Source organism: Peribacillus sp. FSL M8-0224, from assembly GCF_038003055.1.
Classification (GTDB): domain Bacteria; phylum Bacillota; class Bacilli; order Bacillales; family DSM-1321; genus Peribacillus; species Peribacillus frigoritolerans.
Genome location: NZ_JBBOOJ010000001.1, coordinates 750,078 through 772,956, shown reverse-complemented (window position 1 = coordinate 772,956; position 22,879 = coordinate 750,078). Strand labels below are relative to the sequence as shown.

At 41.9% G+C, this 22,879-nt stretch carries 23 protein-coding genes, 1 pseudogene and 2 riboswitches; of the genes and pseudogenes, 11 read left to right on the top strand and 13 right to left on the bottom strand.

Annotated features, from left to right (window positions below):
- Positions 1-164: 164 nt before the first annotated feature.
- Positions 165-797: a superoxide dismutase family protein gene (locus tag MKX49_RS03695; protein WP_323597882.1), complete on the bottom strand. Its 633-nt coding sequence runs from the start codon at positions 795-797 to the stop codon at positions 165-167.
- Positions 798-969: 172 nt separating this feature from the next.
- A complete protein-coding gene (locus MKX49_RS03690) occupies positions 970-2,277 on the bottom strand; it encodes a CitMHS family transporter (RefSeq protein ID WP_406594846.1) in 1,308 nt (435 codons plus the stop codon).
- 201 nt (positions 2,278-2,478) lie between these two features.
- Between MKX49_RS03690 and MKX49_RS03685 the strand changes: the two are divergent.
- From MKX49_RS03685 to MKX49_RS03675, 3 genes and pseudogenes are all read left to right on the top strand, one after another.
- Positions 2,479-3,691, top strand: a pseudogene (locus tag MKX49_RS03685) (MFS transporter).
- Between the two features lie 249 nt (positions 3,692-3,940).
- Positions 3,941-4,031, top strand: a riboswitch (cyclic di-GMP riboswitch).
- Between the two features lie 963 nt (positions 4,032-4,994).
- A complete protein-coding gene (locus MKX49_RS03680; protein WP_340875056.1) occupies positions 4,995-6,452 on the top strand; it encodes a SulP family inorganic anion transporter in 1,458 nt (485 codons plus the stop codon).
- Positions 6,453-6,537: 85 nt separating this feature from the next.
- Positions 6,538-6,684, top strand: coding sequence for a hypothetical protein (locus MKX49_RS03675; protein ID WP_340875054.1), 147 nt, complete (start codon positions 6,538-6,540; stop codon positions 6,682-6,684).
- A gap of 99 nt (positions 6,685-6,783) precedes the next feature.
- Here the strand turns inward: MKX49_RS03675 and MKX49_RS03670 are convergent, their stop codons facing one another.
- Positions 6,784-7,713 carry a manganese-dependent inorganic pyrophosphatase gene (locus tag MKX49_RS03670; protein ID WP_340875052.1) on the bottom strand — a complete coding sequence of 310 codons (930 nt, stop codon included), beginning with the start codon at positions 7,711-7,713 and terminating at the stop codon, positions 6,784-6,786.
- A 292-nt stretch (positions 7,714-8,005) separates the two neighbouring features.
- Positions 8,006-8,186, top strand: a riboswitch (cobalamin riboswitch).
- Positions 8,187-8,324: 138 nt separating this feature from the next.
- Here MKX49_RS03670 and MKX49_RS03665 point away from each other — a divergent pair.
- The 4 genes from MKX49_RS03665 to MKX49_RS03650 all read left to right on the top strand — a co-directional run bounded on the left by MKX49_RS03665 (position 8,325) and on the right by MKX49_RS03650 (position 12,417).
- A complete protein-coding gene (locus MKX49_RS03665; protein ID WP_340875050.1) occupies positions 8,325-10,622 on the top strand; it encodes a ribonucleoside-diphosphate reductase subunit alpha in 2,298 nt (765 codons plus the stop codon).
- A 45-nt stretch (positions 10,623-10,667) separates the two neighbouring features.
- A complete protein-coding gene (locus MKX49_RS03660) occupies positions 10,668-11,720 on the top strand; it encodes a ribonucleotide-diphosphate reductase subunit beta (RefSeq protein WP_034314867.1) in 1,053 nt (350 codons plus the stop codon).
- A complete protein-coding gene (locus MKX49_RS03655; RefSeq protein ID WP_057275730.1) occupies positions 11,692-12,129 on the top strand; it encodes a flavodoxin domain-containing protein in 438 nt (145 codons plus the stop codon). The genes MKX49_RS03660 and MKX49_RS03655 overlap by 29 nt, the downstream gene beginning before the upstream one ends.
- Before the next feature lie 120 nt (positions 12,130-12,249).
- Positions 12,250-12,417: a hypothetical protein gene (locus MKX49_RS03650; RefSeq protein WP_340875047.1), complete on the top strand. Its 168-nt coding sequence runs from the start codon at positions 12,250-12,252 to the stop codon at positions 12,415-12,417.
- Between the two features lie 41 nt (positions 12,418-12,458).
- Here the strand turns inward: MKX49_RS03650 and MKX49_RS03645 are convergent, their stop codons facing one another.
- A complete protein-coding gene (locus MKX49_RS03645; RefSeq protein ID WP_028393295.1) occupies positions 12,459-12,656 on the bottom strand; it encodes a cold-shock protein in 198 nt (65 codons plus the stop codon).
- Between the two features lie 197 nt (positions 12,657-12,853).
- Positions 12,854-13,345 (bottom strand): hypothetical protein, encoded by a 492-nt coding sequence (locus MKX49_RS03640; protein WP_048678038.1) that lies wholly within the window; start codon positions 13,343-13,345, stop codon positions 12,854-12,856.
- Positions 13,346-13,461: 116 nt separating this feature from the next.
- Here MKX49_RS03640 and MKX49_RS03635 point away from each other — a divergent pair, with 116 nt between their 5' ends.
- Complete coding sequence (locus MKX49_RS03635) at positions 13,462-13,941, top strand: GNAT family N-acetyltransferase (protein ID WP_251543557.1); 480 nt, start codon at positions 13,462-13,464, stop codon at positions 13,939-13,941.
- Here the strand turns inward: MKX49_RS03635 and modB are convergent.
- Positions 13,903-14,556 (bottom strand): molybdate ABC transporter permease subunit, encoded by a 654-nt coding sequence (gene modB / locus MKX49_RS03630; RefSeq protein ID WP_323597877.1) that lies wholly within the window; start codon positions 14,554-14,556, stop codon positions 13,903-13,905. The genes MKX49_RS03635 and modB overlap by 39 nt on opposite strands.
- A 247-nt stretch (positions 14,557-14,803) precedes the next feature.
- On the opposite strand from modB, the gene spx reads away from it, so the two are divergent.
- Positions 14,804-15,199 (top strand): transcriptional regulator Spx, encoded by a 396-nt coding sequence (gene spx, locus MKX49_RS03625; protein ID WP_034314875.1) that lies wholly within the window; start codon positions 14,804-14,806, stop codon positions 15,197-15,199.
- Between the two features lie 54 nt (positions 15,200-15,253).
- On the opposite strand, the gene MKX49_RS03620 is transcribed toward spx, so the two are convergent.
- The 5 genes from MKX49_RS03620 to MKX49_RS03600 all read right to left on the bottom strand — a co-directional run bounded on the left by MKX49_RS03620 (position 15,254) and on the right by MKX49_RS03600 (position 19,741).
- The gene (locus tag MKX49_RS03620) at positions 15,254-16,684 is read right to left on the bottom strand and encodes a HAMP domain-containing sensor histidine kinase (protein WP_340878459.1); all 1,431 of its coding nucleotides are present in this window, start codon (positions 16,682-16,684) and stop codon (positions 15,254-15,256) included.
- Entirely contained in the window at positions 16,674-17,366 is a 693-nt protein-coding gene (locus MKX49_RS03615; protein ID WP_072272516.1) for a response regulator transcription factor, read from the bottom strand. Before MKX49_RS03615 ends, MKX49_RS03620 begins: the two co-directional genes overlap by 11 nt.
- Before the next feature lie 274 nt (positions 17,367-17,640).
- Positions 17,641-18,564, bottom strand: a complete 924-nt coding sequence (locus MKX49_RS03610) for a cation diffusion facilitator family transporter (protein WP_340875043.1) — start codon at positions 18,562-18,564, stop codon at positions 17,641-17,643.
- A 206-nt stretch (positions 18,565-18,770) separates the two neighbouring features.
- On the bottom strand, positions 18,771-18,899 hold the full coding sequence (locus MKX49_RS03605) for a hypothetical protein (RefSeq protein WP_318260538.1): 129 nt from the start codon (positions 18,897-18,899) through the stop codon (positions 18,771-18,773).
- 98 nt (positions 18,900-18,997) lie between these two features.
- Entirely contained in the window at positions 18,998-19,741 is a 744-nt protein-coding gene (locus MKX49_RS03600) for a metallophosphoesterase family protein (RefSeq protein ID WP_340875038.1), read from the bottom strand.
- A 215-nt stretch (positions 19,742-19,956) separates the two neighbouring features.
- On the opposite strand from MKX49_RS03600, the gene MKX49_RS03595 reads away from it, so the two are divergent.
- A complete protein-coding gene (locus MKX49_RS03595) occupies positions 19,957-20,091 on the top strand; it encodes a YjcZ family sporulation protein (protein WP_063577172.1) in 135 nt (44 codons plus the stop codon).
- A gap of 210 nt (positions 20,092-20,301) precedes the next feature.
- Here the strand turns inward: MKX49_RS03595 and MKX49_RS03590 are convergent, their stop codons facing one another.
- Positions 20,302-21,267, bottom strand: coding sequence for an NAD(P)H-dependent flavin oxidoreductase (locus MKX49_RS03590; protein WP_340875035.1), 966 nt, complete (start codon positions 21,265-21,267; stop codon positions 20,302-20,304).
- Positions 21,268-21,349: 82 nt separating this feature from the next.
- Between MKX49_RS03590 and MKX49_RS03585 the strand changes: the two genes are divergently transcribed.
- Positions 21,350-21,862, top strand: coding sequence for a gamma carbonic anhydrase family protein (locus MKX49_RS03585; RefSeq protein WP_323597873.1), 513 nt, complete (start codon positions 21,350-21,352; stop codon positions 21,860-21,862).
- 64 nt (positions 21,863-21,926) lie between these two features.
- On the opposite strand, the gene paaX is transcribed toward MKX49_RS03585, so the two are convergent.
- Entirely contained in the window at positions 21,927-22,808 is an 882-nt protein-coding gene (paaX, locus tag MKX49_RS03580; protein ID WP_095391064.1) for a phenylacetic acid degradation operon negative regulatory protein PaaX, read from the bottom strand.
- Positions 22,809-22,879 lie beyond the last annotated feature (71 nt).

Here is a 22,879-nt window from a genome sequence, read left to right as displayed (position 1 = left end):
GCTTTTACTGCAATATTACTTCCATTCTTACTTCTATATCACAATAGAAAAAACCTTCTTAATTCGTAAAAAGAATGGTTTCAGCTTTTAGATTTTAGCTGTCTGCAGTCCTACCTTCAATGAAAAGAGCGATTCCTCTTTAGAGGAATCGCTCTTCATTCATGTTATTTTGCCTCTGCACTTACAACAATCCCGCAAGCTTGTCTATCGCCTGCATCACCAGTTTTCAAAGTATCTGCATCCGGTCCTTTTTCTCCATTGGCTTCATAGCGATCAGGAATATTGGCAAAGTTGTCTGGGTTAGCATGAACGATTACAGCCAGCTCTTCTTTCTTCAGTTGGTCTATTGTCATGTTATCCAATGTTGCCGTATATTTTGCTGTCCCATCTTCTTTTACATATAAAGGGGGCATATCACCTGCGTGTTTAGAATGCGTTTCATCTGTTGGGTTGAAGTGTCCTCCCGCTGTAGTGAAAGGGCCATCCTTGGCATCCGCCTCACATGCTGCGTTCTCGTGAACATGGAATCCATGGTAGCCTGGCTCAAGACCTTCCAAAGCGGTCTCGATCACTACAGAATTCTCTTCAGCGGTAAAGTTCACCGTCCCAAGTGTTTTACCTTCTACATCTTTAACTTCCGCTTTCACCTGCGGATCAACCTCTGTATCTGTTCCTTGTCCCACTGTAGTCATGTCCTCAGCATTATTATCGGCCTCTTTTGAATCATCCGCTGAATTGCATCCATACAGTAAAAAGGCAGCACATATAGGCAGTATAAGCTTTTGTTTATAGTTCATGATAACTTCCCTCCACTCTCTTATATGTATCTTCCTCTTATTACTTTCCACTATTATGGAAGAATAAACAGATAACGGCATAAATAGGAAAATAGATTACACCACCGAGAGTGAACACCTTACTAAATTCACAGACAAGGATATTACACTATAGCTTAATGGGCTCACATTTTTACAAAGTGATGACCCCGAAAGTAATGGCTGCGATCGTCATGATGATGGTTGTCCCAAACGCCCATTTAAACAGGAATTTTTGATGATCCCCAAAATCCACGCCTACAAGGCCAATCAATATGAATGTTGCAGGCACCAATGGTGATAAGGGGAACCCTGCGGTCGAATGACCTAATAATGCCGCCCTTCCGATTTCTACAGGGGCAATGCCGAAGTTCGATGCCGTTTCACTTATGATTGGCAGAATGCCAAAATAATAGGCATCAGGTGAAAAAATGAACCCCATCGGTATGCTCGTCAGCGCTACCACCAGTGGCAAATGTGCCCCGAGCCACTCCGGAATGACAGTTACGATTGAAGCAGCCATCGAATCCATCATCTTTGTTTCCGTGAATACACCCGTAAAAATCCCTGCTGCGAAAATGAGTGTACAAATCATCACGAAACTATTGGCATGACTTAAAATCCTTTCCTGCTGTTCTTTTGGGTTCGGAAAATTAACGAATAGTGCAATCGCAAAAGCAGCGGCAAATAAGATTTGGATCGGCAGCACTTCCATCACCAGCAAAACCATCAGTAAAATCGTCAAGAACCAATTAAACCAAAAAAGCCTGGATGTTCCTTGAGGTGCGGTTTCAACAGCTGCCGCCTGTTCGCCCATACCTGGTTGCATGTTCGTCTCCAGGGAACCGACTCCCAATCTCTCCCTTTCCTTTTTGCCAAGTACATATGCCGAAAAAAGCGTCCATAAAAGACCGCAAATCATGACTGGAATAAGAGGTATGAATAACTCCGATACTTCCACCTGAAGGCTAGCGGCCGCCCTGACCAAAGGACCTCCCCAAGGAATCATATTCATGACGCCAGCGGCCAAACCAACGACACAGGCCAATACGAGCCTGTTCATCCCTAATTTGATATAAAGCGGCAGCATGGCCGAAACAGTGATCATGAATGTAGAAGAACCGTCTCCGTCCAAACCTACCAATATGGTTATAATGGCGGTTGCCATGACAACCTTTAGTGGATCTCCTTTTACAAAACTCAGTATTTTAGCGATCATGGGCTCGAATAAACCAACGTCAATCATTAAACCAAAATACAGAATAGCAAAAACGATCATGACTGCTGTCGGTGTCACCTTTAAAATACCCGCAACCATCATATCTCCCATTTCCGAGGCAAACCCACCAATCAGACCAAAAGCTATCGCCGTGAAGATAAAAGCGACAACCACTGATAACCGCTTCGTGATGACCAAGACCAGAAACGTTAAAATCATACAAAACCCTAAAATCGTCAACATGTTTAAAACTCCTTTAATTGGAAAAATGAAAACCTTTTGTTTATTTAACTTTTCTGAAAAATCAGTATTTTCACATTATACCATTTGCCCATTCATTAAAAAACCTGTTAAACAAATTCGTTTAATAAATTAGTTAATTTCTGTATACTATTATTTAGGAACCCGAAGTTTTTTTCGGAGGAAAGAAGTGTTGTATGTAAAATGAACGCTCATAAAATAGCTAAACGGAACCTTTTCATCATGTGGTTCGCCAATTTCTTCATAGGCGGGAGCATGACGATGGTTCTCCCATTCATATCCTTATACATTGGTACATTCGGAGATTATTCGACTCAATATATCCAGCATTGGTCCGGATGGACTTTTGGAATCACTTTCGTGACAGCCTTTTTATTTTCCCCCATTTGGGGACGGATTGGTGACCGGTATGGCAGAAAGAAAATCTTGATTGCCTGCGCCTTTGGGATGGGCCTGTCCATCTTCCTGATGGGATTCGTCGAAAATGTTTGGCAGCTATTCGTCCTAAGGATGTTCACAGGAATATTCACTGGCTTCATTTCCATGTCCCAGGCCTTCATATCAACGCAGACACCAAAAGAAATTGCCGGACGTGTACTGGGAACCTTACAAACGGGAAATATAACCGGTTCCCCTTTTCGGACCATTGCTTGGCGGCGTGCTTGCAGACACACTCGGCTATTCAACCGCCTTTAAATTCACCTCCATCACCATTTTCATCTCTGGTCTTCTTGTTTTTGCAACCAAGGAGTACCGAATGGAGCGGCAGAAGGGAACGAAGTCGAGCTATACTAGCAGGGAGGTTCTCTCACATATCTTAAGGAATCCCATCTTGGTGAATGTCATGCTCATCTCCACGCTTGTCCAAGTTGCCCACTTCAGCATCCAGCCCATTCTTTCTTTATACGTTGGTGAGCTGCATGGAACTTCCAATCTTGGTTTTTATTCAGGAATCGCCTTTTCTGCAGCAGGCCTGGGGAATTTATTGATGGCGCGTCACTGGGGCAAGATAGGTGATCGGCATGGACATGTGAAGATTCTTGTGCTGCTTCTTTTTCTGACAGCTCTTGTCTATTTTCCCGGTGCCTTCATCAATCATTTTTGGCAGCTTGTCTTTGTACGTTTCATACTAGGCATGGCAATAGGCGGCATCATCCCTGTAAGGATTGCCTACATTCGCCAAGAAGCGCCTGTCGCAATGCAGGGGGAAGTGCTTGGGTACAATACGAGCCTGCGCTTTTTAGGCAATATCATCGGACCCGCAATGGGCGGAATGGTTGCTGGTTTCTACGGATTCTCTGCCGTCTTCATCACGACCAGCACGTTACTCCTCATAGCCGGACTTGTCCTCTATTTCGCGATGCACCGTAATCCGGAGTTGGCCAGATCACATTAATCACATTTTTGGCAAGAAAGCCTGCTTCCATCTGGAAGCGTGCTTTCTCATGTTTAATGCTCATACAGCTGTAGTGCTCGATACTTCTGGAGCTTTTTTATATGGGGAATGATCGAAGAGAAATCAAGGAAAAGAGATTTGAAGGGTCACGTTCATGCCTATCCGAAAAGTTCACCAACTCTTATGACACACCCATAAACTGATAAGTATTTTTCCTGCACTTCATAAACACATCAAATTATATGTTAAGATTATTTTAGGCAAATTTTATGAAAGTAAAAGACGCAAAGCCACGGGCCTAAACCAACAACTTAGTTGTCATGGCAGCCGGGTTGCCAAGATTTTTCTTGAATGGATCACTTTATAATTAATTTTCTTGCCCCTTTTTAATTTGCCTAAAATTAAAGCAAGGAGGGTTATATATGTTCTTTCCAACCATTTACTCAGCTACTACGGATGAGAGACACATAGTTAAAGATAAAAATACTTGTGCATGTGGCACAAGATATAATGCATTCGCAATGTTATCCAGAAGCGACCTTCGAAAGATCAGGTTCAAGCATTATAAAGAAGTAACATGTCCTTTATGTAAATCCAGTATCATTGATGAGGAATAGCCCCTTAACACCATGACGGTTCCTACTCCCAAACTTTGATAGAGCTGGCTTTTCACCCTCACCACTTACATATATGGTAAAAGGGAAAATACCATTCCGATAAAAAACTCTCTTACCTCCCGCCCACATATTGACACAGTTAGAGCACGATCTTTTTTTCATTATATGAATGGTAAATGTATGGTCAACCTATAATGGGCTCGATAAGATATAAATCATGAAGTAATCATTAGATTGTATCGCGTAGAATGTCATGAATCGGTTCCAATCGGTGGCGTAAAGCTAGTAGGAAAGGGAAATCCATGTTTTTGATTTTTAATTATGAATTAGATCTCTACCGTTTTACTCCACTCCCCCTAGCGGGAATTTTACAAAAGCCCATAGGAGCCCCTTACGTCAAAAATGGCCAAGCCATTAACGGAAATCCCATTCGACTGACTTTATTCAAGCATGACATGTATGCATTCGCCCACCTCCATATAATTGACTTCCCTCACATGATAGCTCAATCAACTTTTGCACCAATTCTTCTCTCCTAAAGCATTTTTCCTTCGTACGATAAGAAATGAATAGCCCTCGATTTGTCGTTTATATTATCCATATAGATAGAATAAAGGACTCATGCTATAATTTAGTGCGTTAAAAAAGAAATGAACCCATATATATAAGAAAGAAGGAGTGTTTCTTTGAATACATCTGCATACAAAAAGGAATGGTTCGGCAACGTTAGAGGAGATGTTCTTTCGGGAATTGTCGTTGCCTTGGCATTGATTCCTGAGGCGATTGCCTTTTCGATCATTGCTGGCGTTGACCCAATGGTTGGTCTATATGCCTCATTCTGCATTGCCATCGTCATCTCCTTTGTCGGCGGAAGGCCGGGAATGATATCGGCTGCCACTGGCGCAATGGCACTCGTCATGGTCGACCTTGTTAAAGATCATGGCTTGAACTATTTACTTGCTGCAACCATATTGACTGGTTTGCTGCAAATTTTACTAGGGGTTTTAAAAATCGGGAAATTAATGAAGTTCATTCCGAAGCCGGTCATGACTGGTTTTGTGAATTCTTTAGCTATCTTGATTTTCACGGCACAGCTCACCCATTTCGTGGGCGAAACATGGATCATGTATGTCATGACAGCCGTTTCATTAGCTATCATTTATCTTTTTCCGCTGATCACGAAAGTCATACCTTCACCCCTTGTCGCCATCATATTCATGACGATCGTTGCGGTTACCATGGGGGCTACGGTGCGGACGGTTGGGGATATGGGGCAATTGACCGAAGCGCTTCCGATGTTCATGCTTCCAGGCATCCCTTTGACCTTCGAAACTTTGGCGATCATTTTCCCTTATTCCATTGCCCTTGCGTTTGTTGGACTGCTTGAATCGTTATTGACGGCTCAAATTGTCGATGAGATGACTGACACGGACAGTAATAAAAATAAGGAAGCAAAAGGCCAGGGGATTTCGAATATCATCGCCGGATGTTTTGGCGGCATGGCAGGATGTGCGATGATCGGCCAATCCGGTATCAACATTAAATCTGGTGGAAGGGGCCGGCTCTCGACATTTGTAGCGGGCGCATTCCTTATGGTATTAATCGTGGTATTGAATGATGTCCTTATCAAAATACCGATGGCTGCACTTGTCGCAGTCATGATCATGGTTTCAATCGGGACATTTGACTGGTCTTCCCTAAAGAGGCTCACTAGAGCTCCTAAGTCGGATGCAGCCGTGATGATCGTGACGGTCCTCATTGTCCTTTATACACATGACTTATCAAAAGGGGTATTTGCCGGAGTGCTATTGAGCATGATTTTCTTCTCGGCTAAAATTTCTAAAGTGGCAGTAGAGAAAACGGCAGACATCCAGGCTAAGAAAATCACTTATCGTATCAGCGGACAAATATTTTTCGCTTCTGTCCAGGACTTTATTTCAAAGTTCGACTTCAAGGAAAAAGCCGATGCAATCGTCATCGACTTCTCCCATTCCAAAATCTGGGATGATTCCGCAGTCGGTGCTGTCGATACGGTTATTCTTAAATATCAGCTCTTGGGAATACCTGTCCAAGTCCAAGGACTCGATGAAGAAAGTTCGACATTGCTTGAAAAACTCGCCACCTCAGAAAGTAAAATATCTTAAAGAAGTAAAATTCTGCTGAATAGAAACTTTTCAAACCGACAAAATAGATAACATGAATCATTTCCTTTTGAAAGGAGCGAAAAGCATGACACCAGAACAGGATTATACGGCAGCAAATCTGTCACCGGATTTATTGAATGAACTGAAAATCTTTGAAAGCAAACTTGGCGAGGAAGCCAATAAAGAATTGATTGTCATCGCCTATGAAAAAGAAAAGGAATCTTTAAATTAAGAAAAAAGACTCAAACACCCTTAATGGGATGGTTGAGTCTTTTTTTGAATGTACAGAAAAAGGGTGCCCATGTTTTTAATGAGCAACCCTTTTCCTGTATTATTTGCTGAATACGTCGGTTAAGACCGGCACGATTTGTTTTTTACGCGATACAACGCCTTCCAACACGGCGATGTTATTGTTTAATGAAACGTCATATGCCTTTTCAACTGCATATGACGCTTTACCAAGGGCCAAGGCAACGGAATCATTAGTCAGGATATCCGTTACGACGAATAGGAACAAGTCCAATTCCTTCACTGCGATGACCGCTTCAATCGCTGCTTCCAATTCAGCTTGCTTAGCAAGGACTTCGTTCGGATCAACAGCATTGACCTGTGCTATTTCCACTTTAGCCATTCCCATGGAGAATTCCTTTGCATCAAGAGTGATGAGCTGGGCAATCGTTTTGTCGCTTAAGTCAGCACCCGCTTTCAACATTTCCAAGCCATATTTTTCAGCGTCGACTCCTGCAATGGCAGCCAGTTCCATTGCTGCCGCAACGTCTTGCCCCGTGCAAGTCGGGGATTTGAACAATAAAGAATCGGAAATGATGGCAGATAGCATAAGACCTGCGATTGCTTTAGGGACTTCAATGCCGTTTTCTTTATAAATTTTATTTAAGATGGTTGCCGTACAGCCAACTGGTTCCGCACGGTAATATAATGGATCGCTTGTTTCAAAGTTAGCGATACGGTGATGGTCGATAACTTCCAACACACGGACTTGGTCAATATCTTCAGCACTTTGCTGGCGTTCGTTATGATCGACCAGGATTACGCCATCAGCTTCCCCTGCAACTTTTTCCACAAGACGGGGAGCATCGAATTTGAATTGGTCCAATGCATATTGAGTTTCACCATTCACTACACCCAGACGAACTGGTTCAGCGTTGATACCTAACTGCTTTTTCAGATCTGCATAAGCGATTGCTGAACAGATTGTGTCTGTATCCGGGTTTTTATGTCCAAAAACTAATACTTTTTCCAAGATTTTATCCCCTTTTTCATAAAAATTTTTCCGCGAATCCCCTCATTGCAATAAGGGAGAGCCACCTTTACTAGACACTTTATTTTAACACAAAATCCCGTAAAATCAGCGCTTGATTTATCCATTCCCCCATAAAATCTTTCATTCCCCTACCCTCTTCCATCACTTTGTCAATAGATAAGGGTTGGTTTTTTTCAAATATATTAGTTGAATTATCATCGTATATGGCTTACGATAATATAAGCAGAAATACTAGATATTGATTACATAAACAATTCCAATAACTATATATAGAATTTTTATAATCCAAGGTGCCAGTGATGGCTGAAAAGGGAATCCGGTGTAAACCCGGAACTGTCCCCGCAACTGTAAATGTGACGAAATGAGAAAACCACTGTATAGCTCTCTATACGGGAAGGACTCAAAGTAGGATGATCATGAGTCAGGAGACCTGCCTTGAATTTTTCACGTTTCTTATTCTTCGGGGATTGAGATGATGAAACGATAGTATAACGGCTATTTTTTCATGGCTCTTTTATTCTATCGTTTGATCCGCTCAATTCTTTGGGCGGTTTTTTTATTTTAGCGGAAGTTAACAAGGAGGATTATTAATGACTCAAACATATAACTCTACCATAAGTGAAAATGACACAGAAGCGAAATCCATCCAGCTTGAGACGTTATCGAAGGAATTCGAAGGCCGTCTCGATATGGAAAAGTTCAAAAGGCGTTTTACAAAATGGCTTGATCGCAAAAGTGACTCAACCGAAGAACAGGCATCAAAAAAACTGATTCAGCTCGCTCTTGAAGGCGTGGATATCGATGCACCGGATTGGACTTTCGTTGCTGCAGCAGAACTGTTGAATACAATGTATAGGGATGCACAAGCCAATCGAGGATATGAAGGCAAGAGTTATGGCCCATTCTATGAGCTGATCACAGAACTCTCCCAGCTATCGGAAGGTCAGCGTTATCCCATTTATAAACCAGAACTGCTATCTTCATATACAAAAGCGGAAATTGAGGAATTGGGATCGGTGATCGACCCGGAAAAAGATAAATTATTCTCTTACATAGGCATCTACTTATTGAATGACCGCTATCTGGCCCGCCCAAAAAAGGACAAGGTCTTCGAACTGCCGCAAGAACGTTTCATGATCATCGCGATGGAAATCATGCGAATGGAAAAAAAGGAGCACCGCCTGCAACTGATAAAAGAAGCATACTGGGCCATGTCCAACCTTTATATGACCGTTGCGACTCCTACACTCTCCAATGCAGGTAAAACACATGGACAGTTAAGCTCCTGCTTTATCGACGCAATTGAAGATTCCATTGACGGAATCTACCTATCAAACTACGATGCCGCAAAAGTATCTAAATTCGGCGGCGGTGTCGGTCTTTACGTCGGTAAGGTTCGCTCGCTTGGTTCCGATATCCGCGGTTTCTCTGGAAACAGTTCAGGCACGACGCCCTGGATTCGACTATTCAACCAGACAGCTGTTAGTGTCGATCAATTGGGTCAACGTAAAGGTGCCATCGCGATTTACTTGGATGCCTGGCATAAAGATATCATGAGCTTCCTCGATTTGAAGACTCAAAACGGGGATGACAGATTAAAAGCACATGATATTTTTACAGGTGTATGCATACCGGATTTATTCATGGAGGCTGTACGCGACAGAAAAGAATGGTATCTTTTCGATCCGCATACCGTTAAGCAAACCCTTGGATTTTCACTTGAAGATCTTTATGACGAAAAGAAAGGCGAAGGAAGCTTCAGGAATCATTATGCACTTGCTGTCGAGGCCGCAGAAAATGGCACGCTTCCAAACTATAGCTTTGAGAAAATCAATGCGATGGACATCATGAAAAGCATCATGATTTCTCAATTAGAAGAAGGCGTACCGTATATGTTCTACCGCGATGAAGTGAATCGGAAGAATCCGAATAAACATAAAGGTATGATTTATTGTTCTAACCTTTGCACGGAGATTGCCCAAAACCTAAGCCCTTCGACGATCACGGATGAATATGAAACAGAAGATGGAGATGTTGTTGTGGTTCGTAAAAGCGGCGATTTCGTTGTCTGCAACCTTTCATCCATTAACTTGCCCCGAGCGGTGGGCAGCGATGTTCTGGAAAGATTGATTCCCATTCAGATCCGTATGCTGGACAATGTCATTGATGTGAATAATCTTCCTGTCAAACAAGCATCCATCTCGAACAAACGGTACCGTGCGATTGGTTTAGGAACGTTTGGATGGCATCATTTACTTGCCACACAGAATATTTATTGGGAATCCGATGAGGCTGTTCGCTATGCAGATGCTTTATACGAAAAGATCGCTTACTTAACTATCAAGGCATCCAACGAATTGGCCAAGGAAAAAGGATCTTACCCATATTTTGAAGGTTCTGATTGGCATACAGGGGACTATTTCGAACTGCGTGACTATACAGATCAAAAATGGCTGGATTTAAAAGCAGACGTGCAGGAGCACGGAACCCGTAATGGCTATTTAATGGCGATTGCCCCCAATTCATCGACAGCCAAAATCGGTAATTCCACGGATGGAATCGATCCTTTGTATGAAATTGAATTTTACGAAGAAAAGAAAAACTTCAAATTCAAGGTGACCGCACCAGGCTTGACGCCAAATACGTATGAATATTATAAAAAGACGCGCTTCAATTTGGATCAACTGGAAAGCATCAGGCAAAATGCAGCCCGCCAACGCCATATTGACCAAGCAATCAGCTTTAATCTGTATGTACACAATACAATCAAAGCGAAGGTCCTTTTGGATATCCATTTAACGGCATGGGAAAGCGGGTTGAAATCAACGTATTATGTTCGTTCGACGTCTTCCGAATATGACAATGCCTGCGAAAGCTGTTCAAGTTAACGTCAATCATGACCCAGTAATCTATTCTTAAAGGAGTTTTCACGAATGACCAATCATATAAAAAAAATTCGGATGCTCGAACCGACGCATCCAACAAAGGCAACCGGTGTTTTCAAAGGAGAAGCTTCAGGCTTCCTCCTTTGGAACGATATACAGTATGAAAAATTCTATGATACCTATACACAGCTCATCAATAACTTTTGGAAGCCTTCGAGCGTGAACATGATTCAGGATAAAAAGCAGTGGGGCGAATTGGATGAAGATATCCAGGACGCTTTTCTCGATATCCTTACGATGATTGCTGGAATGGACAGTCTTCAAACACCCACTTTAGTAGAGATCCTTCGGTACATCAAAGATCCGGCGGCAAAAGCTATCCTGGCCAACATGGCCCAGCAGGAATCGATCCATAATGAGTCTTATTCCTATATCCTTGCTTCCTTGATTCCGGTAGGCAAGCAAAAACAGCTTTTCGACCGCATTAAAGAACATCCTGAAGTGATTAAGCGTAACCAACCGATCGTTGATGCTTATCAAACGTTCGTGGACGATCCCAGCCCTCAGCATTTATTCGAGGCACTGATCCATTCAACGAACCTTGAAGGGATTTATTTCTATCTGGCTTTCGCTTTTTATTATAATTTAGGACGCCAAAATCTAATGACCGGTTCCGCTACGATGATATCCTATATTCATCGCGATGAAATGGTCCATTTCGATTTCATTGGCATGCTCGTTCAAATCTTGATGTATGAATATCCTGAGTTAAATAATGAAGAAAACACGAAGTTCATCTATACAACGATTGAAAAAGCAGTCGAACTCGAAAAGGAATGGTCTGAATATATGCTCGAAGATATCCAAACGAAAGCCGATCTCGATTTGGAAGAATTCAATGAGTACATCGAATATATCGCCAACAAACGGTTACGTATGCTAGGCCTTGAAAATTTGTATAAAGAGTATGGCGAGAACCCGATGCCATGGATCAAAACGTTCGATGATGAATCCATCGGCCTTACCAAAACCGATTTCTTCGAACAGAAGTCAAGGACTTACAGTCAAGTAAATGCCAGCAATGGGTTCGATGAGCTGTAAGATTGCCATTGTCTATCATTCTGCCGGCGGCAATACAAAAGCGCTTGCTGAAGCCCTCGCTGCCCTTTTACCTGAGGCTTTCCTATATCGAATGAATGAATTCGATTTACGTACATTGCCGGATTACGATGCATTGATCGTCGGCACCTATACATGGGGCAATGGGGAGCTTCCCGCTAAATCAGCTGCCTTTTATAAAGAACTGGAACAGTTGCCTATTGCTCGCCTGAAAACGGGAGTCTTCGGCACTGGCGAAACCAACTATAATCATTTTTGTGGGGCGGTCGATCATTTCCGGGACATGTTATTTGCCAAGAGCCAGTTATTGGTGACATTGAAGATAGAACAGATGTATCAAGAATCAGACCTGCACAGACTTCAAAAGTTCGCCTCGCTATTCCAGAACTGACTGAAAGGGGATATGCGTTTTCGCATATCCCCTTTCAGTGTTTTTTTTAAAACTCGGCTCCCTCAATCATAGCAACGGTAAGCATGAAGTATAATGGAAGAAAAAAGGAGATGATATCCAATGATTGAGATTGCAACCCAGTTCCTGCCTATTCTTTTTATGCTAGTGCTTGTCGCTTTCGTTATATTCATCGTCTTTTTCCTGTCAGGGCATTTTAATCGTACTAAACGGATCGAAGAAAAATTGGACAAAGCATTAAGGGAAATCGCCGAAAAAAAAGAAAAATAAAAAGACTCCAATATCGGAGTCTTTTTTTTATATGCGTTCAATTATTTTTGAACGTTAGCAGCTTGTGGTCCACGAGCGCCTTGCTCGATTTCGAAAGAAACTTCTTGGCCTTCTTCAAGCGTTTTGAAGCCTTCACCTTGGATAGCTGAGAAATGTACGAATACATCGTCTTGGCCTTCAACTTCGATGAAACCGAAACCTTTTTCTGCGTTAAACCATTTTACTTTACCTTGTACCATGATAGTTCCTCCTGTGTTTGGAAAAATCCATTTTATTACTATTTTTGGTTCTGGATAATGTTTCAAGAGGAATCCTATTACAGTAAATCCTTCTATCAAACTTTTCCGAACAAAAATAATTACTCATATTATATCATGGAAAATCCTAAAAAAACAAGATTATCGCCGTAAATCAACCGACAAATTATCCTAAAATTCTACATTTTCCTCTTCTTGCTTTGTCGGAAGCCTTCGTCCAATAAGTAGCGTTCCGCCTCAACCGGACTTTCGAAACATTCCTCAAGATTCGACCCTGAATAAACATTCCAAAGCAGGTCTTCCTTTTGAAGTGTAAGCTCTTGCTTTTCAGGGCCAATCCATGCCCCTTCCAACCTAGCGAACTCGTTTTCCTCTTCTTCGATTTCAGCCGGAGGTTCAGATAGGTAATCCACGCTTCTTTGGATCAATTCTTTTAATTCCGCTTCATTATAGTCACGTATATTGATAAACCCTTTACGGTCAGTGTCTTTTTTTCTCATATGCCCTGCGTAAACGAACCCATTTCCATTGGGATGCAAGTGCTGAACGACGATCTTTTTCTCCTGGACGCTATCTGGATAATGGAAGTTCACACGTCCCAATGAAACGTCTTTTCGCTGTAATTCCGGAAAAGTTTCAATGATGCTCAATTTTTCTTCAAATGTTAACAAATTTCTTCCTCATTTCATTAGTTCATATTGTTTGTCGATTATAACACAGACTGATTAGAAACAATAATCCCCCTCTTCCATTATAATGTAATGAAAAGGAGTGATAGGATTTGATCATGAGAATTCGGGACCTGGAATCAGACTATGGCCAGCAGCTATTTAAACTGCAGAAAGAATCCTATAAAGTGGAAGCGGAAATGATCGGTTTTGCCGATATACCTCCTCTATTGGAAACATATGAACAATTCATACATTGCCATGAAACGTTTTTATGCTATTTAAAGGGTGATGCCTTAGCTGGTGCCATATCTTATACAAAAGAGAATGGCCAAATGCTGATTTGCAGAATGGTCGTCCACCCTGATTATTTTCGGCAGGGTATTGCGGACGCATTGTTGCATGCTCTCCAATTACACGTCGACTGGGAAAAGATATCCGTTTCGACCGGTAAAATGAACCTTCCCGCACGAAACCTTTACGAAAAAAACGGATTCACCCATAAAGAGGACGTAGAAGCCGCACCTCGCTTATCCATAAGCATATACGAAAAACAGCATTCATTTTATGTATGTCACGATAAAAAGCATAATGAATGAAATGACAATGATTACGGCAACCCATAGCCAGGCCAATGTCATATTCCCGGAGTCCATGGCGATATAAATCGCGGTCGGTATGGTTTGTGTCTGTCCGGGAATGTTTCCGGCAAACATGAGTGTGGCCCCGAATTCCCCCAACGCACGCGCAGAACTTAAGATGGCACCTGTGATGATCGATTTGACCGCCAATGGGAGTGTTACAAACAGGAATAACCTCCACTCGCCGGCCCCGTCAACCCTTGCTGCATTTTCAATTTCTTCATCTATACCTTCAAAGCCCGTTTTAGCGGATTGGTACATTAGCGGAAAAGCTACCACTGTAGATGCAATGACCGCAGCCCACCACGTGAACATCAGGGGCTGGTCAAAAACCCTTTCAATGAATTGTCCAGGCATTCCATTCTTGCCAAAAATCACGATCAACAAAAAACCAACGACGGACGGCGGCAAAACAAGCGGCAATAAAAACGCTGTTTCCAACAGGACTCTTCCCCTGAATTGCTTTTTAGCCATCATTCGTGCCAGGAAAATTCCTAAAATGAAAACAAGGATACCCGCCAGTCCCGCTACTTGTATCGATAGCCTGACTGGTGACCAAAAATCCCCTGTCATGATACTTCTCTCACACCACTATTAAATATCGGCATATGCAGGTCCTTATTCGGTTTCATTACCCAAACCATTTCTTTTTCATTAAAGGCAGATTTCATTTCATTTTCTCCCTTTCCTTTTAAAATAACATTTAAGTTTATTTTTCTTGACATCTTGCTGACACAAAGAAACGTTAAAGTAAGAGTATCACAAATATAAAAATAATTTCATTCCAATAAACTTGAAAACTTTGAAGGAGTCGATTTTAATGGTAACAATTTATACTACTCCAAGCAGTTTAGCGTGTCGTAAAGCAAAAGCTTGGCTTAAGAAGAACGAAATTTCCTTTAATGAACGTAACCTATATTCCCAACCTCTTTCTATAGAAGAAATAAAAGAGATTTTACGTAAAACGGAAGGCGGGACAGATGAAATCATCTCAACCCGTTCCAAAAAATTCAAAAGCCTGAATATCGATATAAATAATACACCGCTTAATGATCTTTGCAAGCTTATTCAAGATAACCCGGATTTACTTCGCCGGCCGATCATTTTCGACCATAAGAACTTGCATGCAGGATATAATGAAGAGGAAATGGGACGCTTCCTTCCAAGGAAGGTCCGTCATGTACAATTATGGCGGGCAATCAGCCAATTAGCTTAATTAGTTAGCATTCTGCATAATAAGAGGGTTGTCCATTACAAGGACAACCCTTTTTTATATTTGATCCGCTTTTTCTATGACAATCGTGAAGATGGTGCCTTGTTCATTGCTATCCTTAAGCATAAGATCTCCCTTTTGCGCTTTTGCGAGCATCTTACTGAATGGCAGTCCCAAACCTAAACCGCGTACCTTCAACTTTTTGTTTTCGCCTCGATAAAATGGTTCGAACACATATTGCTGTTCATGCTTGGGTATCCCCCGCCCGCTGTCCAGAACATCAATGCAGATTCGTTCTTCATCCTTTTCATAAAGATGAATTACTATTTTCCCTTTGCCGTCAAGTGCATGTCTGGCATTATTCAAAAGGTTAATGACGATTTGCTGCATCCGCAAAGAATCAATTTGTCCAAAGACCGGTTCATCAGGAACTTTTATCTCAAAAGCGAACGCTTGATCATCATCTTGGGTCACCTGCCAGCGATAGGCGATTTCCTTGATGAATATATTGATATTCTCTTTTTGCACCCGGATTTTAAAAGCGCCTGCCGATATGGCATTATAATTGAGTAAATCCTCTATCATACCTTGTAAACGCTGAGTTTCCTTTAAGGAAATATCGAGGAATTCCTTACTTTGCTCTCCCTTGACGACATCATCTTTCACCGCTTGTATCAGTCCGCTAATGGAAGTGACTGGCGTTTTCAAATCATGGGTTACGCCCGCGAGCAATTCCGCACGCAACTTCTCCATGACCTTCAATCGATTGGTCATTTCCTTAAATGATTCTATCAGTTCATAGATTTCTTCTTCCTTGATTTCCTCTTCCTCTTTGAAATGGATATCATAGTTGCCTTCACGAACCTGGACCGCGGCGTTAGCTACGTCTTGGATGGGGCGCGAAATCTGCCTGGAAAGAAAATAAATGACGCCCGTTCCGAGAATCAGAAGTCCTCCAATCATGATCGCCAACAAGCCATGATCTTGGTTGATTTCCTTCAATGCCCCTTCTTCCTGGGCAATGACCACCCAGCCTCTCGTCTCATCATTGAACGTAATGGGGGATTTGACGACATATACTTTGTTGTCGGAAATCTTGACCTTCTGCACCAACTCCGTATTTTTCATGATGACGTCCGGGAGTTTATTTTCATCCGGATCGATATACAACTGTGGCATCGTATATATGATGGTGGCATCGGGATCGACGATATAGATGATTGGCTGTTGATTCAGATGGAGGATTTTCTCCCGTTCCTCAACAATTTCCGAAAGGACCGGGCCAACGACAATCTGGCCATTTTCCTTAATCGCCCGATCGGATGTTTCATCCGCTAAGTACTTTAGAAGGCTGAGCCTATATTCCAAAGCCGTTTTTTCCATCCACCATAAGGAAAAAACAGATAATAATATCAAACCGGAAATCAAGGTCAATACGTATCTCTTTGTCCAATAGCGTTGTAAAGTGGTTCTTTTTTTAGTTTTCATAGACACTCAATTGATACCCCAATCCACGCAAGGTTTTTATTTCTCCCTCAGTTACCGGCCATCCATCTATCGCCTTCCTGATTCGTTTGATCGCCAGGTCCACTGCACGGTCACTGCCGTCATAATCCATGCCCCACACCTGGTCGAGCAGCTGCTCCCTCGTGAAAATTTGATTAGGGTGCTTAGCGAAAAAAACGAGCAGAGACAAATCACGCGGCGTCAAGTTTATCTCTTCCCCATTCAAATGCACCATATATGACAAATCATCGATGGTTAAACTCCCAAATTCGTGCACATGACCATCTTCCGTAGCAACCGATGATGATGACCTTCTTAAAACGGCATGCACCCGGGCCACGACTTCTTCAGCAACGAAGGGTTTGGAGATGTAATCATCCGCACCTGACTTAAATCCCGATAATCTGTAATCGACATCTGTCAGTGCAGTCAACATGATAACCGGACAGGTATCGTCCTCACGAATTTCCTTCAATATATCCCAGCCTTCCTTACCCGGCAGCATGACATCTAGCAGGACAAGGTCTGGCTTCGTTTCTTCAAACATTGGAATGGCCTTTAGCCCATCGTAAACTTGGACTACATCAAATCCTTCCCGCTCCAAATATGCTTTCAATACCATCGATATGGCAATTTCATCTTCTACTACAAGAATTTTCTTCATATATGGATTCCTCCTTCCTGAATTATAGTGAAATTATTTTGTATATGCTAACTATTAAAAAACACCAAGCCTTTTCCCTCAATTTTACCCTTTTTATGTGTCAGGATTATGTTCGCAGTAAAATTAACCGGTGTTTTCACTTCGTAACTTTATGTAAGTGATCTCGATTCATTTTAACAGGAATGCCGCAACATGATCGTAAAAATCATACAGAAAAACTATGAGCTCCTCATTACACTCTAAAGAGGCTGGCTCTAAACTGAGCCAGCCCTTTTCAATTACATGTCTCGTGTGGATTGGGACAGCCCGCTTCCTGCCTTTCCACTTGGATCGTGCTATGTTCAATTCCAAACTGATCATGAAGTAGTTTTTGCGCTTCTGCTAAAACTGAATCGTGATTACCGTTCTCATCTATGACAACATGGCAGCTCATTGTAAAAAAACCAGAGGTGATCGTCCAGATATGGAGATCATGGACATCGGATACACCATCCAATTCCACCAAGGATGCTTTCACTTCATGCATATCGACTTGGCCTGGTGTGCCCTCCATCAAGATATGGAATGAATCCCTCACTACCCTAAAACCGCTGATAATAATTAAAATCGCGACGATGACGCTCGCAATCGGATCTGCAATTCCCCAATCGAAAAAATAAATCAAGAGTGCGGCCGCAATGGCACCCACAGATCCAAGCATATCACCAATGACATGTAAAAAAGCACTTCGCACATTCAGATTGTCTTCTTTATCTCCGTTCATTAAAATCCAGGCGGCAATGACATTAACAAGTAAGCCGATGATTGAAATCATTAGCATTCCCATGCTTTGAACCTCAGGAGGATCCAGGAACCTCTTAATTGCCTCTACGAAAATGAATACGGATATGACGATCAATGTCAATCCATTCAAACAAGCAGCAATGATCTCAAACCGTTTATACCCAAACGATTTGGACGATGTCGCTTTCCTTTCCCCCAACCTTATCGCTGTATAACTAAGCCCTAATGCTGCCGCATCGCTAAGCATGTGACCTGCATCCGACAGTAAAGCCAGACTATTTGTCAAGAATCCCCCAATGACCTCGACTATCATAAATGTGGAGATTAATAAGAAAGATGCCAACAATGCTTTTTTATTGTTAGAATGGTGGTGTCCGTGCCCATGATCATGGGAGTGACCATGATGATGTCCCATGCCATCCCTCCTCTCGATTTGAAACTTATATATAGTATGGGATAAATCCAGAATGGTTTCAAATGATTCACTTCCGGTATTCACTGGCTGTAAAAAGAGCGATCAAACGGGCAGGAAGTGAGTTTTTATGAAAAATAAAAATCGGCCTTCAACCAATTCAAAGTAAAAATAAACGCTACAGACATTCCCTGCAGCGTTTTCCCCGTTTATTTATCCTCTTGCATCGTATCATCGACAATGGCAAACAGATCCTTATTAAACAATTCATCATTACAGACAAGACTATGCCGTTCCATCTCTTCCTGCTCTTGAATTACCTGTTCATTTTCCTTCATGACCTACCTCCAGCTTAATGATGTTTGCCTATTATCGTATCCGCAGGCATGTACCTTTATGCTCAACATTTCCCCAACCTTCATCTTATATAAACGTCTTAGGCCTGCTGCCCGCCATGGAAGGCACGTATAATGAATTCATGCTCTGGAACTTGTAAGCTTTGGTACGATGACAGGAACGATGTATTATCATAGGCCACTTTTTCAAGCTTTACCTGAATACCCGCATTTTCAATTGAAACAATGGCATAAGGAGCAACTGATTCACCATTACAGCCAAGAGAACCAGGGTTCAGGAATATCGTTCGGTCATTTTTATAAAGGTGGATAGGATGATGGTGTCCGAATGCTATTAAATCGTGATGCTGATCTTTGAAAAGCATTTCCAAGTTATTTAAACTCGGTTCAACGATTTTACTATATGGATTTTGGCTTATGTGCTCATCCAATTTCTTCGATTCCATGTGATAATGGGTGAAGTAAACGGAGTGATCATTAATGATATGATGTATGGTTCGAGGCAATTTTTCCAATTCATTTATGAATTTCCGCTGCATCCTTTCAGCTATCCATTCATGATGCTCCTTAACATGAATATGTCCGTCCGGATGCGGCTCCCCGTTAATGATGGCCAGGACAGCTTCATCATGATTTCCAGTTATCATCGACAAATCATTTCTTGAAAATAAAAGTTCAAGGACTTCATTTGTATCCGGGCCAATCCCAACCATATCTCCCAAACAATAGAGACGATCTATTTCTTCCCTTTTGTCAATATCCCTAAGGACGGCTTTTAACGCTGAAGCATTACCATGCACATCCGTTATAATGGCAACTTTCATGACTTAGTTCAGCTCCCTTCCTCCACAATCCACATGGTATATTATAACATTTAAAACGAAATCAAAAAAATATTCGGGCTTAATCCCTTGATTTGCCCACGCCCATTTTTTATGAATAAGCAAACACTTCGGCCTAGAATACATAGTATGAAGTATTCCCGGTAAAGATGTTTTGCTAGGTATGTAATTCATAATATATATGAGGAGGAAATCAAATGGGTGGAAATGGTAACGAATGTTGTGGCGGCGGTTTCGATAACGGATTCGCATTGCTGATCGTATTATTCATCTTGCTGATCATCATTGGATGCAGTTGGGGATTCGGCGGCGGATTCGGCGGATGCTGCTAATAATGACATAAATCAAAAAGGCGCCTGATCATGGCGCCTTTTTTTGTTATGGATTGACTTTTTAGTTTTTGTTTTTACTATTCCAAATAGGCTTTTCCCTCTTCAAACTTTTATTACATAATACGAGAAAGATCCATAAATTTCAGATGTTAACCTAGGGAAAACCTTCTTCTAGACATGGACGGATGGCAAATTAGGTACCTTCCGCACTCAAATCATAAAAGGGGCAGAGAGCCTGCTAAATCCATCCTCCATATGTTTTTTCGCATCTTTCATCATGTCATCAAGTAATTCCTTTACCGTGGGTATATCGTCAATCAATCCGGCAACCTGGCCGCTGTTCATAAAACCATTGGTAACATCCCCGTTCATCGCTCCATTAATATGATGGACTTCAGAGGTCATTTCACGATAATTCACGGGAGACAGTCCCTGTTTCTCCATATCCAGCACTTTCTCGGTATAAGGGTCCTTCAATACCCTCCTGACCTGTCCAAATGATCTGCCCAAAATTACCGTATCATTGCCCATCGCTTCGATTAGTTTCTGCTTATATGATGGGTGGAACGGTGCTTCTTGTGTAGCAATCAGCCTGGTTCCCAATTGGACGCCTGAAGCCCCCAGCATCAATGCAGCTGCCAACCCCTGCCCATTGCCTATTCCGCCAGCGGCCAAAACGGGAAGCGTCACATGCTTGCTGATTTGCGGAATGAGTGTAAACGTCGTCATTTCCAGGTTCGAGTTGATGCCGGCAGCTTCAAACCCTTCTGCGACCAGCACATCTGCCCCTGCATCTTGCGCTTTTTGTGCGTGCTTGACCGACGCAACGATGGCAATCACTTTTATATTCTTTTTTTGCAATAGTGGAATGAAAGGGGCAGGATTCCCTGCAGATAAGGAAACTACAGGTATATCATGCTTCAGGACAAGATTCACTAACTCATCTGTATATGGACTAACGTTTATTGGAATGTTCAACGCAAAATTGTTATTGGTTTTATCTTTGGTTTCGAGAATGATGGCTTCTACCTGTTCAGGAGTCATGGTACCGCACCCTATTGTTCCCAGGCCCCCTGCATTGGATACTGCAGCCGCTAGACTTGCATTGCTTATATTCCCCATGCCGCCTTGAATAATTGGATATTTTATCGCAAAAAGTTCACAAATATATTTCACTTTCATCCCTCCCAGTCATTTTAATGTTATACTATATTCATTAGAAAAACAATTCTGACTTTTTAAAAAAAGGAGCGAGACTATGATTATTCCGTACAATAATAAAAAACCATCCATTGATGAAACCGTTTTCGTGGCACCGGGTGCTCATTTAATCGGTGATATTTCGATTGGGAAAGAATCGACCATTTGGTTCAATGCGGTACTGCGCGGTGATGAAGATTCAATTACAATAGGAGAAAAATGCAGTATTCAAGATAACTCCACCATTCATTTATTTGAAGGATGCCCGGTTGTCATTGAAGATGAAGTGACGGTCGGTCACAATGTCATCCTGCATGGTTGTAAAATAGGCAAACGCTCCATTATTGGTATGGGTTCCACGATATTGGATAATGTAGAGATCGGCGAAGAATGCATCGTCGGAGCGAACACATTGATTTCCTCTGGCAAAATCATACCTCCACGTTCATTGGTCATTGGTTCCCCGGGGAAAGTGGTTCGCCGATTGAATGATAAAGATCTTGAATTGATCCAACTTTCCATCGATACATATGTTCAAAAAGGGAAAGACTTCAAGGTGATACTTGATTAATTATTGCAAGGAATTTGAAAAGAGCTTCGGTAAGTCGTTCTTAACGGCTGGCCGAAGCTCTTTTTCACTTAATGATAAGTGGATGGTCCTTGGCATCATAGGTTTCATCTTTCCGGCATAAATCATTGTTTTCCTGAAATACGCTTTCAAAGAAACGGCTTGCTGGTTCAGCCAAGACTTGATAATATTGGCTAAATAAAAGAGCAGCATGATTCCCATTCCACTTAGAAGGCAGAAGTTCCTTTGGCAGGCCCGGATCGATGAATAAAAATTTACGGTATTCATGCACCAAGTTCGTTCGTTCCACAAAACAATCTGCATCGGACATTTCGCCCCTGCTAATGATGCTTTGATGAACGATGAATTGTTTACTGTATTTCTCGATGAATTCTTCATATTTATTTTCAATCTCTTCTAATTGCCAGCTCTTCTCTACAAGCGATTGGTTTTCTTTTGGACCTTTGTACTCCGAGATGAAAAAATCAACATATTCATCTATGTCATATTTCTCGATCAAGCGATTGATTTGCTTCTCCAAATCATTGGGGGAAATCCAGCAACCACTTGAAAAACTGCCAAACCCGCTCCATAATAATTCTTTGCGGAGATCATCCCGTAATTGCCGCTTATCTTCTGGGATCGTGTACATTAAGATGCGCCATTTACCGTCCCATTCATTCGGTTTCATCTTATATATGCGATTGGCCGCTTCATCCATTCTCTGCACACCGCGATCAGTCAAAAAATAATAGCTTTTGTTTCCCTGCTTCTCTGACTGAATCCACCCTTGCTTGACCATTCGTGAAACGGCTACACGAACGCCCTGCTCATTATGGCCGAATTCCTTTAACAAACGAATTAAACTGCCTATCCAGATTTTACTTCCATAGTTACGGATATAATCGCCGTATATCGTAAAAATCATGGATTGTGTATTAGTACCTATCTTTCTCACCTCGTCCTAACATTGTTACTATTTTCACACGGAAGACATAATAATTATTATATCTTTTTAAA

Bases quoted from the DNA above. Each gene is read 5' to 3' on its own strand.
- MKX49_RS03695 (WP_323597882.1), bottom strand. From the start codon at position 797: ATGAACTATAAACAAAAGCTTATACTGCCTATATGTGCTGCCTTTTTA.
- MKX49_RS03690 (WP_406594846.1), bottom strand. From the start codon at position 2,277: ATGTTGACGATTTTAGGGTTTTGTATGATTTTAACGTTTCTGGTCTTG.
- MKX49_RS03675 (WP_340875054.1), top strand. From the start codon at position 6,538: ATGACACCAGAACAGGATTATACGGCAGCAAATCTGTCACCGGATTTA.
- MKX49_RS03665 (WP_340875050.1), top strand. From the start codon at position 8,325: ATGACTCAAACATATAACTCTACCATAAGTGAAAATGACACAGAAGCG.
- MKX49_RS03660 (WP_034314867.1), top strand. From the start codon at position 10,668: ATGACCAATCATATAAAAAAAATTCGGATGCTCGAACCGACGCATCCA.
- MKX49_RS03655 (WP_057275730.1), top strand. From the start codon at position 11,692: ATGCCAGCAATGGGTTCGATGAGCTGTAAGATTGCCATTGTCTATCAT.
- MKX49_RS03650 (WP_340875047.1), top strand. From the start codon at position 12,250: ATGATTGAGATTGCAACCCAGTTCCTGCCTATTCTTTTTATGCTAGTG.
- MKX49_RS03645 (WP_028393295.1), bottom strand. From the start codon at position 12,656: ATGGTACAAGGTAAAGTAAAATGGTTTAACGCAGAAAAAGGTTTCGGT.
- MKX49_RS03635 (WP_251543557.1), top strand. From the start codon at position 13,462: ATGAGAATTCGGGACCTGGAATCAGACTATGGCCAGCAGCTATTTAAA.
- modB (WP_323597877.1), bottom strand. From the start codon at position 14,556: ATGACAGGGGATTTTTGGTCACCAGTCAGGCTATCGATACAAGTAGCG.
- spx (WP_034314875.1), top strand. From the start codon at position 14,804: ATGGTAACAATTTATACTACTCCAAGCAGTTTAGCGTGTCGTAAAGCA.
- MKX49_RS03620 (WP_340878459.1), bottom strand. From the start codon at position 16,684: ATGAAAACTAAAAAAAGAACCACTTTACAACGCTATTGGACAAAGAGA.
- MKX49_RS03615 (WP_072272516.1), bottom strand. From the start codon at position 17,366: ATGAAGAAAATTCTTGTAGTAGAAGATGAAATTGCCATATCGATGGTA.
- MKX49_RS03610 (WP_340875043.1), bottom strand. From the start codon at position 18,564: ATGGGACATCATCATGGTCACTCCCATGATCATGGGCACGGACACCAC.
- MKX49_RS03605 (WP_318260538.1), bottom strand. From the start codon at position 18,899: ATGAAGGAAAATGAACAGGTAATTCAAGAGCAGGAAGAGATGGAACGG.
- MKX49_RS03600 (WP_340875038.1), bottom strand. From the start codon at position 19,741: ATGAAAGTTGCCATTATAACGGATGTGCATGGTAATGCTTCAGCGTTA.
- MKX49_RS03595 (WP_063577172.1), top strand. From the start codon at position 19,957: ATGGGTGGAAATGGTAACGAATGTTGTGGCGGCGGTTTCGATAACGGA.
- MKX49_RS03585 (WP_323597873.1), top strand. From the start codon at position 21,350: ATGATTATTCCGTACAATAATAAAAAACCATCCATTGATGAAACCGTT.